The following is a 14,679-nucleotide window of genomic DNA, read 5'->3' on the forward strand; positions in this document are numbered from 1 at the left end:
AACACTTAATTTAAGAAGTGAGACAGGCAGGGTCAAATTTATATACTCCATTGAGAAAATCAATGATTTCTTTTGCCGCCGCTGTTTTCTGTTTTTCACAGATTTTTCTAAGATCTTTCTGCTGTTTTTCGTTAAGGCTTTCTATACCTTCATCATTTAACAGATTAAGATACTCAATCAGCTTTGAATTATCTGATTTAAAAAGCTTTTTTATCTGCTCAAGTCTATATTTTCCGATATCAGACTCTGTTTTTTCCTGATAGCACAAAGGCAGAGTTGAAAGGGCAATTTTGGTAAGATTTGCCTCAAGCATCGGGTTAACTGCGTGAGAGAGTACTGTTCCGTCAAGTTTTTCTCTGCAGCTGAATTCACGGGTATAGATTTTCTTGCTGATAAACTTGCCGTCATTTACAGGATAGTTGTCCCAGATGGTAACTTTTCTATTAAACCTGTGATTGATATTCTCGATATCTTCTCTGGTAATGGATTTTGAAAGAACTTTGTTGCCGGTCCAGAATATTTCAATGTCAGAAGGCAGATCTTCTGTAATCTGTTCAAAATAATCTTCTGGGCGTGTCCCGAAAACCTTGTCCAGAATCGGATCAAAACTGTAGTAGGTAGGACAGAAAATCAGGCGGATCTCTTTTCCTTTTAAACGTTTGAAAATATCTTTAACAATCTGCTTCTGTTTTACTCCTTCATCTTTTGTATAAAGCTTGATGTCATCGAACAGAATCGCAATGATATCAGTATTGAATTCCTTTATGGCTGTATCAATTTTCTTATATAAAACAGGCAGTTTTCTGTCTAGCTCTTCTGTGACTCCCAGAGGAGAGATTCCTATACCGAATTTCATTCCGTGAGCATGACAGAAGGAGGAAAACGTCTTAAGTTTCTTCGATTGTTCCTCTGTAAAGTCATCCATCCAGGCTCGTCTTAGAGAACGGTCGTTTTTTGGTGCATATATATAGTAGGAATAACCGTTTTTTGAGGCAAAGGAGCATAAGGATTCACGCTGTCTTTTTGTATACAGTTTTCCATAAAAACCTTCAATAATTCCAAGTGTGGTTTCCATAATGTCTCCTTAATGTGTATTCTTTGATTTTACTAGTTTTTTAACAGAAAATAACAACAGATGGCATATTTGTGTATAACCTTTTGACCGTTGCCACATTTGCACATTGATTAGATGGCTTTTCGCTAGTATAATATGGTGGTTTATGTAGACGCACGGCACAGTTATATACTCCGATGCGTCAATTTTTGTATGTTAATTACTGCAACCCAAATAGAGGAAAAAAATGCAGGTTTCAACCGAGAAAAAAGAAGGTGTACAGCATCTTCTAACTGTTACTGTGCCAGCAGAAGACGTAAAAAAGGCATATGACGCAAGTTTCCGCAAATACGCTAAGAACGCAAAGGTAGATGGTTTCCGTAAGGGCCACATCCCTGCTAAAGTTCTAGAGAGCCAGTTCGGCGGACAGATTTATTCAGACGCTTATGATTCACTAATCAATAAGACCATCGGCAAGGCTATTGATGAGTCAAAGCTAGAAGTAGTTGGCTATCCACGTGTTGAAGTAAAGAAAGCTTCATTCAAGAATGATGAAGAGTTCGTTTACGAGGCAACTGTTGAAGTTAACCCAGAGATCGAATTAAAGCCTTTTGAAGAGTTAAAGTTAAAGAACATCAAGGCTGAAGTTACTGATGCAGACGTAGAGAAGATGATTGAGAACTTACGTAAGCAGCAGGGTAAGTGGCAGGTTAAGGATGATGCAGTAGTTGGTCAGGGTACCCGTGCATCAATCGATTTCCTAGGCCGTTCAGAGGGTGTTGAGTTTGAAGGCGGTAAGGCTGAGAACTTCACTCTGACTGTTGGTGAGACCCAGATGATTCCTGGCTTCACTGAGCAGATCGAAGGCCACAAGGCTGGTGACAAGTTCACTATTCAGGTTAAGTTCCCAGAGGAATACCACGCTGAGAACCTAAAGGGCAAGGACGCTGAGTTCGACATCACTGTAAATTCAGTTTCAGAGCTTGTTCTTCCAGAGGTTAACGAAGACTTCGTAAAGATCTTCGGTGTTAAGGATGGTTCAATCGATACCTTCAAGTCAGATCTTCGCAAGAACATGGATCGTGAATTATCACGTTCAGTTTACGTAAAGACCCGTCAGAACCTGTTCGATGCTCTTGTTGCTCAGTACGGCGAGTTTGCTGTTCCACAGGCTTACATCGATGCAGAGATCGAGCGTTTAGCTAAGAACTTCGAGATGCAGATGAAGGCTTACGGTATGACCAAGCTTCCAGCAAGCTTCAAGAAGGAAGAGATGTTCAAGGATGAGTCTGTTAAGGCTGCTCGTCTAGGCATTATCGTTCGTAAGATCATCCTAGACCTAGGCTGCACCAAGCCATCAGATTCCTATGTTGATGCTCAGCTGAACCAGATCGCTGGCGCTTACGAGGATCCAGAAGAGGTAATCGCTCAGCTACGTAAGGATAAGGCTCAGTTTGAGAACATCCAGAACGCAGCTATCGAGGCTGAAGTTGTAGCTAAGGTAATGGAAAAAGCTGCTGACGGCGACGAGACTATGTCATTTGACGAACTAGTTCGTGCACGTTAATCTATAATTACTACTATAAATAAGGAGCTTTGCTGCTAATGTTAAATTTTGAAGATCAGCCTAGACTGGCATCATCACTGGTACCAATGGTTATTGAACAGACTGCAAGGGGTGAGAGATCCTTTGATATATATTCACGTCTGTTAAAAGACCGAGTGATTTTTTTAACTGGTGAAGTTGAAGATCACATGGCTGATCTGATTGTGGCACAGCTCCTGTTTTTAGAATCAGAAGATCCTGACAAGGATATCTATCTGTACATCAATTCTCCTGGTGGCGTAGTTACAGCTGGTTTAGCTATATACGACACCATGCAGTACATCAAGCCAGATGTCTGCACTTTATGCATGGGACAGGCCTGTTCCATGGGCTCATTCTTATTGGCCGGCGGAGCTGCAGGCAAAAGATTTGCTCTGCCAAATTCTAGAATTATGATTCACCAGCCTTTAGGTGGATTTAAGGGTCAGGCAACCGACATTATGATTCATGCCCAGGAGACCCAGCGTATCAAGGATACCTTAAACGGTATTCTTTCAAAGCACACAGGCAAGAGTTTAGAGGAAGTTGTTCAGAATACTGAAAGAGACAACTTCATGACTTCTCAGGAAGCTTTGGATTTTGGTTTGATTGATAGAGTTATAACAAACCGTTCTGAAATTACTGCTTCAGATAAGGAAGATTAATCATGTCTGATACCCCAAAAAGTACTTGTTTATTCTGTGGACAGGGTTCATCTGAAACTAGAACTCTGATTAAGGCTCACGGAACCTGCATCTGTTCAGACTGTATTACCAAATGCTACAAGATGCTTGAGCAGCGTGGCATGTCAAAAGGTTCAAAGGGCAGTTCAGGAATTGATCTTGATAACATTCCTACTCCACGTGATATTGCAAAGCATCTTGATGAGTACGTAATTGGTCAGGATGATGCCAAGAAGGTTTTATCTGTAGCTGTTTATAATCATTACCAGAGACTGCGTCATGCAAACAATGACTCTGGTGTTGAGCTAGGCAAGTCAAACATTCTTCTGGTTGGTCCTACCGGTTCAGGTAAGACTCTGCTGGTTCAGACCCTGGCTAAATTCCTGAATGTTCCATTCGCTATCTCTGATGCAACCACCCTAACCGAGGCGGGTTATGTTGGTGAGGACGTAGAAAACGTGATTGTACGTCTGCTTCAGAACTGCGATTTTGATGTTGAAAAGGCTCAGAAGGGTATTATTTATATCGACGAGATCGACAAGATTGCCCGTAAGAGTGAAAATCCTTCAATTACCCGTGATGTTTCCGGTGAAGGTGTTCAGCAGGCTCTTTTAAAGCTTGTTGAAGGTACTGTTGCATCTGTTCCACCTAACGGTGGCAGAAAGCATCCTCAGGAAAAGAATATCGAAGTAGATACTTCACAGATTCTGTTTATCTGTGGCGGTGCTTTTGATGGTCTTGAGAAGGTTGTTGAGAAGAGAGTTTCCAAGAAGTCAGGTATCGGCTTTGGTGCCGAGGTTCTTGGTGAGAATGAGAAGATGTCTCTTTCCGACAAGTACAAGAATGTTGAGCCGGATGATCTGGTTAAATTCGGTATTATTCCAGAGTTCGTCGGAAGAATGCCGGTTATCACCGCTTTATCTGAATTAAGCCGTGATGAACTGATTCGCGTTTTAAGAGAACCAAAGAATGCCATCATCAGACAGTTCGAGGAAATGTTCAAGTTTGAGAATGTTAAGCTTGAGTTTACCGAAGAGGCTTTAAATGCAATTGCAGATACTGCAATTAAACGTCATACCGGTGCACGTGGACTGCGTTCTGTTGTTGAAGGTCTTCTGTTGAATACAATGTTCGATATTCCTTCAGTTAAGGATGTTGAAAGAGTTGTTGTAGACAAGAATACTGTTGAAAAACAGGAAGAACCTATCGTAATCAAAAAGGACGATTTTGAAATCGCCTCTAATTCTTAATATTTAAGGCCTCCTTCTGGAGGTCTTCTATTAAGTTTCGCCTGTATTCCCAATGTCGGGATATTCAAAAATATTGGAAGATAATAGTTATTTTAAATCTTTGCCAATTATTCAACTTTTACTTATTTGTTGTTTTTGCGAATTTCTCTAATCTTTTCGATGGATATTTCGGTAATGTAGCTAATGGTTTCGTCATCAAATCCTTTATTTATCATCTTTAGGATAATATTGCTTTCTCCCTTAGCAATTCCTTCCCTGTAATATCCTTCGGTATCTGATTTATAATCCATCATCGCCATTTCTCGATTAACATAAGCTAAGCGTTCATCTAAATCGTCCATAAATCTATCTGTTGCATCTAAAGCATCTTTAATTTTTGAATCCTGCATGCCTAGCTCCTGCAATTCGAAAATTACAATTATTTGCTGAGAATTCTGCTTGTAATAAATCTCAGCAAATTTTAACTTTTGACTTATTGGTTATTTTTGCGAACTTCTCTAATTTCTTCTATAGATATTTTTGTTAGTTTGTTAATGGTTTCGTCATCAGCTCCATTTTTCATCATATTCCTGATGATATCGTAACGCTCCTCAGCTCTTCCTTCAGCCTTTCCTTCAGCTTTGCCATCTGCAAATCCATCTCTGTAATATCCTTCGGTATCTGATTTATAGTCCATCATCGCCATTTCACGGTTTACGTACGCTAAACGTTCATCTAAATCGTCCATAAATCTATCTGATGCATCTAAAGCATCTTTAATTTTTGAATCCTGCATGCCAAGCTCCTGCAATTCGCTAACATCAAGTTTGTTTGAAAAGTATGCCATCCATCTTTCTATACGAGATAGCTCTGCTATAGGCTTTTTCTGGAATTTTTTTAATTCGAAAAAATGAAGTTCTAAATCATTACAAAGTTTTTTTCCTGTATTCATATTATATACAGCGAACATTGAATGCATAGGTTCTGTCGCATCAAAATTGTTGTAATTAAGAAGATTTATCGTAATGGATGGCTTTAACTCATTGTAATCCTGTCCTTTTTTGTGTCCAGATAGGTACATGTTTGACCAGTAAAACAGAGTTCTTTTTTCAATGTTCTTCCTATTATTGATTTGGATTTCTACATCAATCTTTTCTTCAATTTGAGTGGTGCAGAATATATCCAATCTTGTTGATTTCTCATTTTCTGCAAGAGCAGAGAATTCTGAATTTCGGAATTTAATGTCCGTAATCTCGTCTTTTCCTTCTCTGCCAAGAGCCGCATTCAGGAAAGATATAGTAATTTCCTTACGTTCTTCTTTGCCAAAAACGAACTTGAAAAGTATGTCGTTTAATGGGTTGTATTTTTTGTTTGCTATGTCTTTTTCAATTTGCTGCTTAGTTATACTTTTCATTTTTTTGTACCCTTTATTAATAAGATTTAATTTTAATTACAAAACTTTTATATGTATTTATGTTGTTAAATGTAACTATTTAATAGTTTAATGAGATTATATTACATAAAGAAAATGTTTAAATCAACAATGTAAGAATAAATAATATATTATATTGTTCAAAACTGAATAATGTATATGTTTTATATGATAATTATCTAGTTAACGGAGGCGTTCGTAATTTAAGGCAGATGTTGAGTAGCGTTATAGAGAATGGACGCTTCTCAAATAATGAATTATTCAACTTGTCTAATCTTCAGAATTTTTGAGAAGAAAAACTTGAAATTTCCTCTCCTAATACTCATATATATAACTGAGACTTTCTGAAAAATTGATAGGTATTTTTTATTTTGAGATGCATTTTGCACGAGAATTCCTAATATATTATGCAATTTCGCTTCAAAATGTGTTCTAAGCCTACAAGCTTATGTACAAAGATTTTTGCTTTATTAAAAAATGATATAATTCTCTGTGCTTAAAGATATCTAATTCAATTTAAGAAAATTTTCTGAGATTTAGCCTTTTTCCTAATAAATTAGGTTTGAATCTTAATAATCAGATCTGGATAAAACAATCTGATAGTCCTAATCCTCGTTTATGGATGGGGACGTCACTTTAAAGTAGTTAACTATATAATGACTGAAACCAAAACTATAAAAAAATCTTCTCCTAAAAAGAAGACTGTAGAGAACAATGAAATGATCCTGCCTCTTATTACCTTAAGAGCGCTGATTATCACACCTAATTCTAAGCTTCAGATTACAGCAGCTCGTGAGAGTTCAATTGCCGCTTTTGAATATGCAAAAGAGCAGGAAGGTGCAAATATTGCAGTTTTCTGCCAGTTGAATGAGGTTGACGAAAAACCTGATTTCAAGGAGTTACATAAGACCGGTGTTCTATGTACTCTTCTTAACATGAAGAAAAAGGACTCTAATACCTATCAGTGTCTGATTTCAGGTTATACCAGAATCAAACTTTTAGAGGTAATAGATGAGCCTGGTTCCTCATTTAGAAAAGCTCGTGTTCTGGTTCTAGAAGAGCCACAGCTTTCTCCTAAAGATGTAAATGATACCTTAAGTGTACTTAAATCCTGTCTTGAGTACTCAATTGAAAGCTCTGACAAGACTTCTCGTGCCTTAATAGAAGACAGTGTTCCAAAGCATCTGGTTACAGCAATCCTCGAAGAGTCTTCTTTATCAAGACTGACTGATATGCTGACTCAGATCTTAAAGCTGGACAGTCAGACCAAGTTCATGCTGCTCTCAACTTTAAATCCGATTGAGAGAGGCCGTATTATTATCAGTCTGTTAAACGGCTACTCCTATAAGTCCGAGCTTGAGAATCACATCATTGATCTTGCCAAACGTTCAATGGAAAAGAATCAGAAGGAATACTTCCTTTCTGAACAGCTTAAGGCCATCAAGAAGGAACTTGGAATTACTCTGTCCGAAGAGGATGATATCCAGAATCTGGTTACCCGTAATGAGAATCTGAATGCTCCTGAATATGTCCATAAGCGAATTGAGAGAGAAATCAAGAAGCTTAATTCCATGAGTGTTAACTCATCAGAGTATTCAATTGTCAGAAACTATGTTGAGACTTTATTGACTCTGCCATGGAATTACGGCACCTCAATTAACGTTGATCTTAAGAAGGCCAAAGAGATCCTTGATAAGGAACACTATGGTCTGACCAAGGTTAAAGACAGAATTTTAGAGTATCTGGCTGTACAGGCTCGAGCAGATAAGCTTCATGGTCCAATTATCTGTCTGATGGGACCTCCAGGTATCGGTAAAACCTCATTAGGTAAATCAATTGCAAATGCAACCGGCAGAAAGTATGTTCGTGTTGCTCTTGGCGGTGTTAATGACGAGGCCGAAATCCGTGGTCACAGAAGAACCTATATCGGAGCTCTTCCTGGAAGAATTATATCCAACATGGTAAAGGTTGGTGTAAACAATCCTTTATTCCTGCTTGATGAGATTGATAAGGTTTCCGCCTCTGCTCATGGTGATCCTTCTTCAGCTCTGCTGGAGGTTTTAGATCCAGAGCAGAACTCAACCTTTGAGGATAACTACATTGAGATTGACTACGATCTGTCCAATGTAATGTTTGTTACAACCGCTAACTCCTACAATATTCCTGGTCCTCTTCTGGACAGAATGGAGATTATTGATCTTTCCTCATATACAGAGGATGAGAAGTTCAATATTGCCAAGGAGCATCTACTGCCTAAGCAGTTAAGACATGCTCATGTAACAGATAAGGAAATTTCTATTGACGATAAGACTCTGCTGCATCTGATCCGCTACTATACTCATGAGGCAGGTGTACGTGAGCTTGAGCGTATTCTAACTGAGCTTATCCGCAAGACCATCAAGGATCTGATGATTGAGCATCCTAAGGCTAAGAAGCTGAAGCATACTTCAATCAATGTGGATGATGTTCACCGTATGCTTGGACCTGAGCGTTATGACTTTACCTCTAAGCTTAATGACAACAAGGTTGGTATTGTTAACGGTCTGTCCTGGTCTTCATTAGGCGGTGATATTCTTCAGCTTGAAGCTGTTGCCAATGAAGGTAAGGGCAAGCATCAGCTTACCGGTAAACTCGGTGAGGTGATGAAGGAGTCTATCTCTACTGCTATTACTGTAGTAAGAACCCTCTCCAAGGATCTGCACCTGAATTCAGATTTCTTTGAAACCTGTGATCTTCATGTTCACGTACCTGAAGGTGCTGTTCCAAAGGACGGTCCATCTGCAGGTGTTGGTATGGTAACTGCTGTTGTTTCAGCCTTGACCGGTAACGCTGTAAGAGCTGATGTTGCCATGACTGGTGAGATTACTCTTCGTGGTGATGTTCTGCCAATCGGCGGCCTGAAAGAGAAGCTTTTAGCTGCAATGCGCGGCGGTATTAAAACAGTGATGATCCCTAAGGAGAACGAGAAGGATCTGTGGGATATTCCTCATGTGGTACAGGAAAAGATGACTATCAAGCCTGTATCCCGCATTGAGGAGGTTTTAAAGACAGCTCTTGTTTCCGATCCATATAAGTTCAAGCCTACAACTATATGGAAGCTTAAGGATAGTAAGAGTACATCAAGCGCTGCCAAAAAGCCTGCTGCTAGGAAAAAGGTTTAAGCTTTAAATCTCCTCAGAAATGAGGAGATTTTCTATGATTAAAACTCTTGTATAAGAGCACAAATTTTTATAATTACACAGGGATGTTTCCTTAGTTATGAGTGAAGAGCTAGATAACAAAGACGATTTTGTTAAGTTTGATGATGAAGTATCAGACGACAAAAAAAAGAGCGGCATTGAGGATGAGATTTCTAAAATCTTCAAATCAGCTGACTCTCTGATTGAAATACTGGAGAAAATTGCACCTCAGATCAATTCAGACAAGGTTGTAAATCCAGAGGCATTCTTAAAGATTATCAAGCCATTATGCATCAGTGTGGAGAATACACTGCCAATGCTGATGGAGTGTCAGGATAATCTTGAATACCTTAAGGATGATAACTCTTTTGTTCTAAGACAGAAGATTGCTCATATTGAAGATGATCTTCTACCTCCAATTATTGAGTACATAAGAGCCCACGACAAGAAAGACTAGAAGTCTATTCTGAAAAGCCTCTTGTGTTTGCATATTTACTTTTACAGTATTTGCTCACAGACAAAGAGAATTGCTTTAGGATTGTGGCTGACCTCATCTAATTGCCTGAATATTCTTGCTTTAGCATAGGAAGAGTGTCAAAATCAGGTGTTAATTTGTTCCAAAAGGGAAGCATAAGGTTGCGGAGATAATAAAAAAATGTTGACCGATAAACTGCGTGACGGTGCGCATGGAAAAGTTTTTAAGATAATTTTCTGGATTATTATTTTATCCTTCATTTTTGCGGGTGTTGGTAATTACCTTATCCCAAGATTAAATACCGATCCTGTTGAGATTGGCGATATCAAGATTTCTGCTAATCAGTGGAATTCAAGCTATCAGGATCAGGTAAGAGCTATGCAGAACCAGTATGGCCCATCTATTCACGATATGCTTGAGAATCCTGAGACTGTTAAGGTCTTAAGAATGCAGGTTCTAGAGCGTCTGATTGATAATGCTGCATTAGCCTCAGAAACCTACAAGCAGGGCATTCGTATCGGTGATGAGCAGGTTAAAGATGCAATCCGCAAGGAAAAGGCTTTCTTCAAGGATGGCAAGTTCAATAATGATGTGTTCCTGGCAACAGTAAAGAACATGGGTTCATCTCCTGATTACTTTGCTCAGCAGATGAGAGCTTCTTTAGCTCAGGAAACCATTGCAGAGCCAATTCTAAGATCTGCCTCAACTGTTTATCCTTATGAGGTTGAGCTTTTAGCCAAGCTTTTTGCTCAGAGCCGTGTTGTTGATTTATACAGCATCAATCTGAAAGACATCAGAGATACCATTACTCTTTCAGATGATGAAGTAAAGAAGTTCTATGATGAGCATCATGACAAGTTCATGGCTCCTGCTACTGTTAAGTTCAACTATGTTGTTCTTTCTGTAAATGAGCTGAAGAAGCAGGTTAAGGTTGATGAATCCAAGCTTGAAGAGTACTTCAATCTGAACCAGACTGATTTCACCATCCCTGAGAAGCGTGAATGCTCACAGATCCTTATCAAGGCTTCAACTGCTGATTTTGAGAAAAAGGCTAATGAAGCTCTGGCTATGCTGAATGAGGGCAAGTCATTTGAATCAGTTGGTGAGAAATACTCTGATGATGCTGACTTTAAGAAGACCCATGGTTCACTAGGCAGCCTGGAGAAGGGAAATCTGTCATCACAGCTTGATATCGCTCTGTTCTCAATTGATAAGGTTGGCAGCTATTCAAAGGTTATTGTTGATAATGCCGGTGCACATATCATCCGTCTTGATGGTATTACCAAGGAGAGAATTCCTGCTTTAGCTGATGTTAAGGATCAGGTTAAAGAGAAGTTTATCGATGCTCAGGCTCTTGATTTATACACCCAGAAGAGCTCAACCTTTACTGATTTAGCTTATGAGAATCCTGATTCTCTTGATCTTGCTGCAGAAAAGACAGAGGTTAAGGTTCAGCAGTCAGGTGCAGTTGCTTTTGGTGATGAATCTCTGCCATGGCCTCTGAATACCCGTGAGGTTCAGAAGGTTGCTTTTGATGAGAATGTTCGTACTTCAAACCAGAACAGCAATATCATTCAGCTTGGCAATGATGCCTGTGCTTTCATCAATGTTACCGAGTACAAGGATGCAAGCCTGAAGAAGTTTGAGGATGTTGTATCAGAGGTTAAGACTGTTGCAGCTGATGCAATTGCCTTCGACAAGGCTCAGGAAAAACTTGAGGCAATCAAGACCGCTGTTGCTAAGAATGAGACTCCTGCTACCGACGGCGTGGTTAAGGTTAATTCAGCTCAGACCATTGCAAGAGGCGATACAGCATATGAGCCTAAGTTCATTTATGATGTATTCTCTGTTGTTAACAAGGAAAACAGCGGTGTAATCTCATCTAACAAGGGTAATCCAACTCTGATTGTTCTGAAGTCTGTTAAGTCTGAAGGTGATGCTGAGATTGAGAAATACTCACAGTTTATTCGTGCTCAGTTAGCTCAGTTCAAGATTGAAAAGGCCAACTCTATGATTCATATGGGAGCAAGAGAGCTGAGTGACATCAAGTACAACGAGGAAGCAATCAAGCTGGTTAACAGCCAGAATTCATCAGCTGAATAGTTTTGTGCTGAACTGATTCTTCTAAGAGACCTTTGGATTGTATAATTCAGAGGTCTTTTTTTTAACCTTATCCTAAATTTATAATTTTTTTATAAAATTATTTTAATATTTGTTTTAGAATGATTTTAACGCTTGGACTTGTGTCCTATTTTTTTATATCAGTAATCTAATTGTAGGACGTTATATTGAAAGGGTAGTTCTTACTTTAGATAATGTCTATGTGCTAGGACATTAAGTATTCAGGAATTTTTGTGTAGGGAGCTGTGCTGTTTTATGAAGAAAGGCTTATTGGCGGGATTACTTGGTTTATTTGTATGTACAGCTGTTAGTGCTGATGTAATGATTGAAGTTAGAAACGATACTTCTGATGATTGTTCACTGGCAATTAATGCAAGAGCTGACAAGACCAAATGGATTACTCAGGGCTGGTATGTTTTTGCCTCAGGTGAGGAAGCTCCAATCATTCTTAAGAATGTAAATGATATCCATAATGTGTATGTCTATAACGACTGTCGCAAGGGAGCACCTCTTGAGAATTCAGAAACCAAAAAAGCTTGGGTAAAGACCAACTACAAGTTTAATGATGAGAACCCAAAGGATCATGAGGCTGGCTACGAAGAAGTAACCTTTGAGCGTCTTCAGTCTGAGAAATATCAGATTCAGAATTAATCTGGCATCATTTCTGCATAAATATCTGTACCTGTAGTTATACGGCAAAGATTGCCGGCTCGGAGGTACAGATGTCTACTTTAACAATTACTCAACATGTAAACAGGCCTACGTCTAATGTCCATCAGAGTGGTTTAAGCTTAAATCATTCTCTTGGTGGTGTTGAGCAGAAAAAATACAAGAACGAATTTTCTGAAGCTCTTGCTATCCTTTCTGGATCCGCATCTCCTGAGGCTTTAGACGAACTAAGACGCGAAGAGAATGAGGCCACTTTAATAGATGACTACTCTGTTCTCTTAAATTCAGATAAATTTGCCGCTAATAATTCAGATGAAAACAGTGAAAATTCAAGACTGAATACAATTAAGGAAAAATTTGCCGTTCTGCAGGAAGATCCTGTTTCAAAGGACTGGGAAGTATTAAATAATCAGACTAAGCCTGATGATTTCTCAATTCTGGATAAACTGGGAGACGGACTGCTCGCCGCGGCAAAATTTGCTGCAGGTGTTTATTTGGGTAAGCTGTTCTAGAATTTTCTGATTATCAATCAGGATGTGTTCTCTGAACACATCCTTTTCTAATGTCTGAATCAGCCAAGACTTACATCCAGGAACATCATCAGAATAAAGCCGATCAGAACGGCTATGGTTCCCTTATCTGAATTACCAAGATTATGGGACTGAGGGATCAGTTCTTCAATTACTACATACATCATTGCACCGGCGGCAAAGGACAGAAACCATGGCAAAAGCGGGGCAACCAGATCCGCTAATAGCACCACCAGAATTGCAGCAACAGGCTCGACTGCACCAGAGAGACTTCCTAATAAAAATGATTTAAAGCGGGACATACCGTCGGCAAAATAGGGCATTGAGACTGCGGCACCTTCAGGAATGTTCTGTATGCCGATACCAAGGGCCAGAATTGCTGTTGAACTTGTAAGGGTAAATTCTATGGCTGTTGCTGCGGATACTCCTACCGCCATACCCTCAGGGATGTTATGAATCGTGATAGCCAGAAACAGCAGGGTATGTTTGCTCAGGGATGATTTTGGGCCTTCAGGGGATTTTGCCAGCACATGCAGATGAGGCAGGGATTTGTCTATGGCAATCAGAAAAATAATTCCAAGCACAAAGCCGCCTATAACCGGAATCATTTTATGGGTACCCTCATAAGGGGAATTCTCAATTGCAGGCAGAATCAGGGAAAAAATAGAGGCCGCAAGCATAATGCCGGCACTGAAGCCTAAAGACAGCTGAGTGTAGATTCTGTCCTTGTGTTTAAGCAGAATAAAGACAAAGGCTGAACCTATGGTTGTACACAGAAAAATGAAAAGACCGCTGTAGCAGGCCAGTTTAAAGGTATAAGAAAAATCTGCAGGCATTTATATTTTCCAGATAATATTCTACTGTTTTCTATTTTCAAGCTTAGGTGATCATTCGAATTATAACCACTTGATTGTTGGTTTTTATTTTTCTGAAAAATAAAGTTACCTTAAGCTAACTGTAATTGTCAACTCATGAATATTCTTATAACAAAAAACGAGTTCGTGTGCTTTTTGTTTTTGCGCGTTTCTATTGTAAAATAACGTTATTATTTGTTTGATAAAGAATGATTATGACTGAAGACTCTTATCTTGTTCCTGATTTAAAAAATAACGAAATACATCGTACAGAAATAACTGTAAAAAAGAGTCGTTTTATTACCTCTGTTGGCAGAACGCATGGTGTGGATGAGGCAAAGGCCTTCATTGACAGGATCTGCAAAGAATTTCCTGATGCCAGACACAACTGTTTTGCCTATAATGCGGATAAGCCCGGTTCATCCGGTTATGCCGGCTGTTCTGATGATGGCGAACCCCACGGTACAGCAGGTCAGCCAATGCTGAATGTGGTCCTTCACTGTGATGTTGGTGAACTTACCGTTGTGGTAACCCGTTATTTCGGAGGAATTCTTTTAGGTACCGGAGGCCTTGTTAAGGCTTATCAGGACAGTGTTAAGACTGCGCTTGAGACTCTGCCGACAACTCCGATGGTAATTGTAAAAAAATGCAGTTTTCAGGTAGGACACTCAGAGGTTAATCTGGTGCTGCGTCTTTTCTCAAGGCTTGGAATTACAGTCCTCAATCAGTCCTACACGGATAAAGTAGATTATCTTGTGGAAATTCCTGAGAAGGCTGTAGATGTTTTTAAAGCGGAAATTACTAAGATTACCTCTGGTCAGAGTGTATTAACATTTCCTGATTAGTATTTGATTTAACTCTGTTACTC

At 39.3% G+C, this 14,679-nt stretch carries 13 protein-coding genes; 9 read left to right on the forward strand and 4 right to left on the reverse strand.

The features are described from left to right. Nucleotides 1-10 precede the first annotated feature (10 nt). Nucleotides 11-1,075, reverse strand: coding sequence for a beta-N-acetylglucosaminidase domain-containing protein (locus BM308_RS00995; RefSeq protein ID WP_074942447.1), 1,065 nt, complete (start codon nt 1,073-1,075; stop codon nt 11-13). Nucleotides 1,076-1,301: 226 nt separating this feature from the next. Here BM308_RS00995 and tig point away from each other — a divergent pair, with 226 nt between their 5' ends. From tig to clpX, 3 genes are read left to right on the forward strand one after another with little or no spacing between them, the layout of a single operon-like run. After that, nucleotides 1,302-2,621: a trigger factor gene (tig, locus tag BM308_RS01000; protein ID WP_074942448.1), complete on the forward strand. Its 1,320-nt coding sequence runs from the start codon at nt 1,302-1,304 to the stop codon at nt 2,619-2,621. Between the two features lie 38 nt (nt 2,622-2,659). Then, nucleotides 2,660-3,304 (forward strand): ATP-dependent Clp endopeptidase proteolytic subunit ClpP, encoded by a 645-nt coding sequence (gene clpP, locus BM308_RS01005; protein WP_074942449.1) that lies wholly within the window; start codon nt 2,660-2,662, stop codon nt 3,302-3,304. Nucleotides 3,305-3,306: 2 nt separating this feature from the next. Further along, nucleotides 3,307-4,572: an ATP-dependent Clp protease ATP-binding subunit ClpX gene (gene clpX / locus BM308_RS01010; RefSeq protein WP_074840213.1), complete on the forward strand. Its 1,266-nt coding sequence runs from the start codon at nt 3,307-3,309 to the stop codon at nt 4,570-4,572. Nucleotides 4,573-4,694: 122 nt separating this feature from the next. On the opposite strand, the gene BM308_RS01015 is transcribed toward clpX, so the two are convergent. Together BM308_RS01015 and BM308_RS01020 are read right to left on the reverse strand one after the other, a co-directional pair. Further along, nucleotides 4,695-4,961 carry a hypothetical protein gene (locus BM308_RS01015; RefSeq protein ID WP_074942450.1) on the reverse strand — a complete coding sequence of 89 codons (267 nt, stop codon included), beginning with the start codon at nt 4,959-4,961 and terminating at the stop codon, nt 4,695-4,697. An 83-nt stretch (nt 4,962-5,044) separates the two neighbouring features. Beyond that, nucleotides 5,045-5,965: an Rpn family recombination-promoting nuclease/putative transposase gene (locus BM308_RS01020; protein WP_074942451.1), complete on the reverse strand. Its 921-nt coding sequence runs from the start codon at nt 5,963-5,965 to the stop codon at nt 5,045-5,047. 674 nt (nt 5,966-6,639) lie between these two features. On the opposite strand from BM308_RS01020, the gene lon reads away from it, so the two are divergent. The 5 genes from lon to BM308_RS01045 all read left to right on the forward strand — a co-directional run bounded on the left by lon (nt 6,640) and on the right by BM308_RS01045 (nt 12,939). Further along, nucleotides 6,640-9,144: an endopeptidase La gene (gene lon, locus BM308_RS01025; protein WP_083425380.1), complete on the forward strand. Its 2,505-nt coding sequence runs from the start codon at nt 6,640-6,642 to the stop codon at nt 9,142-9,144. A 97-nt stretch (nt 9,145-9,241) separates the two neighbouring features. After that, a complete protein-coding gene (locus BM308_RS01030; protein WP_074942452.1) occupies nt 9,242-9,619 on the forward strand; it encodes a hypothetical protein in 378 nt (125 codons plus the stop codon). 198 nt (nt 9,620-9,817) lie between these two features. Continuing rightward, nucleotides 9,818-11,740, forward strand: a complete 1,923-nt coding sequence (locus BM308_RS01035; protein WP_074942453.1) for a SurA N-terminal domain-containing protein — start codon at nt 9,818-9,820, stop codon at nt 11,738-11,740. A gap of 273 nt (nt 11,741-12,013) precedes the next feature. Then, a complete protein-coding gene (locus tag BM308_RS01040; RefSeq protein ID WP_074942454.1) occupies nt 12,014-12,409 on the forward strand; it encodes a DUF1036 domain-containing protein in 396 nt (131 codons plus the stop codon). A 71-nt stretch (nt 12,410-12,480) separates the two neighbouring features. Further along, nucleotides 12,481-12,939 carry a hypothetical protein gene (locus BM308_RS01045; protein ID WP_074942455.1) on the forward strand — a complete coding sequence of 153 codons (459 nt, stop codon included), beginning with the start codon at nt 12,481-12,483 and terminating at the stop codon, nt 12,937-12,939. Nucleotides 12,940-12,998: 59 nt separating this feature from the next. Here the strand turns inward: BM308_RS01045 and BM308_RS01050 are convergent, their stop codons facing one another. Further along, a complete protein-coding gene (locus BM308_RS01050) occupies nt 12,999-13,793 on the reverse strand; it encodes a ZIP family metal transporter (RefSeq protein ID WP_083425381.1) in 795 nt (264 codons plus the stop codon). Nucleotides 13,794-14,026: 233 nt separating this feature from the next. Between BM308_RS01050 and BM308_RS01055 the strand changes: the two genes are divergently transcribed. Further along, a complete protein-coding gene (locus BM308_RS01055; RefSeq protein WP_074942456.1) occupies nt 14,027-14,656 on the forward strand; it encodes a YigZ family protein in 630 nt (209 codons plus the stop codon). Nucleotides 14,657-14,679: the final 23 nt, after the last annotated feature.

Source organism: Succinivibrio dextrinosolvens (assembly GCF_900116345.1).
Lineage (GTDB): Bacteria > Pseudomonadota > Gammaproteobacteria > Enterobacterales > Succinivibrionaceae > Succinivibrio > Succinivibrio dextrinosolvens_B.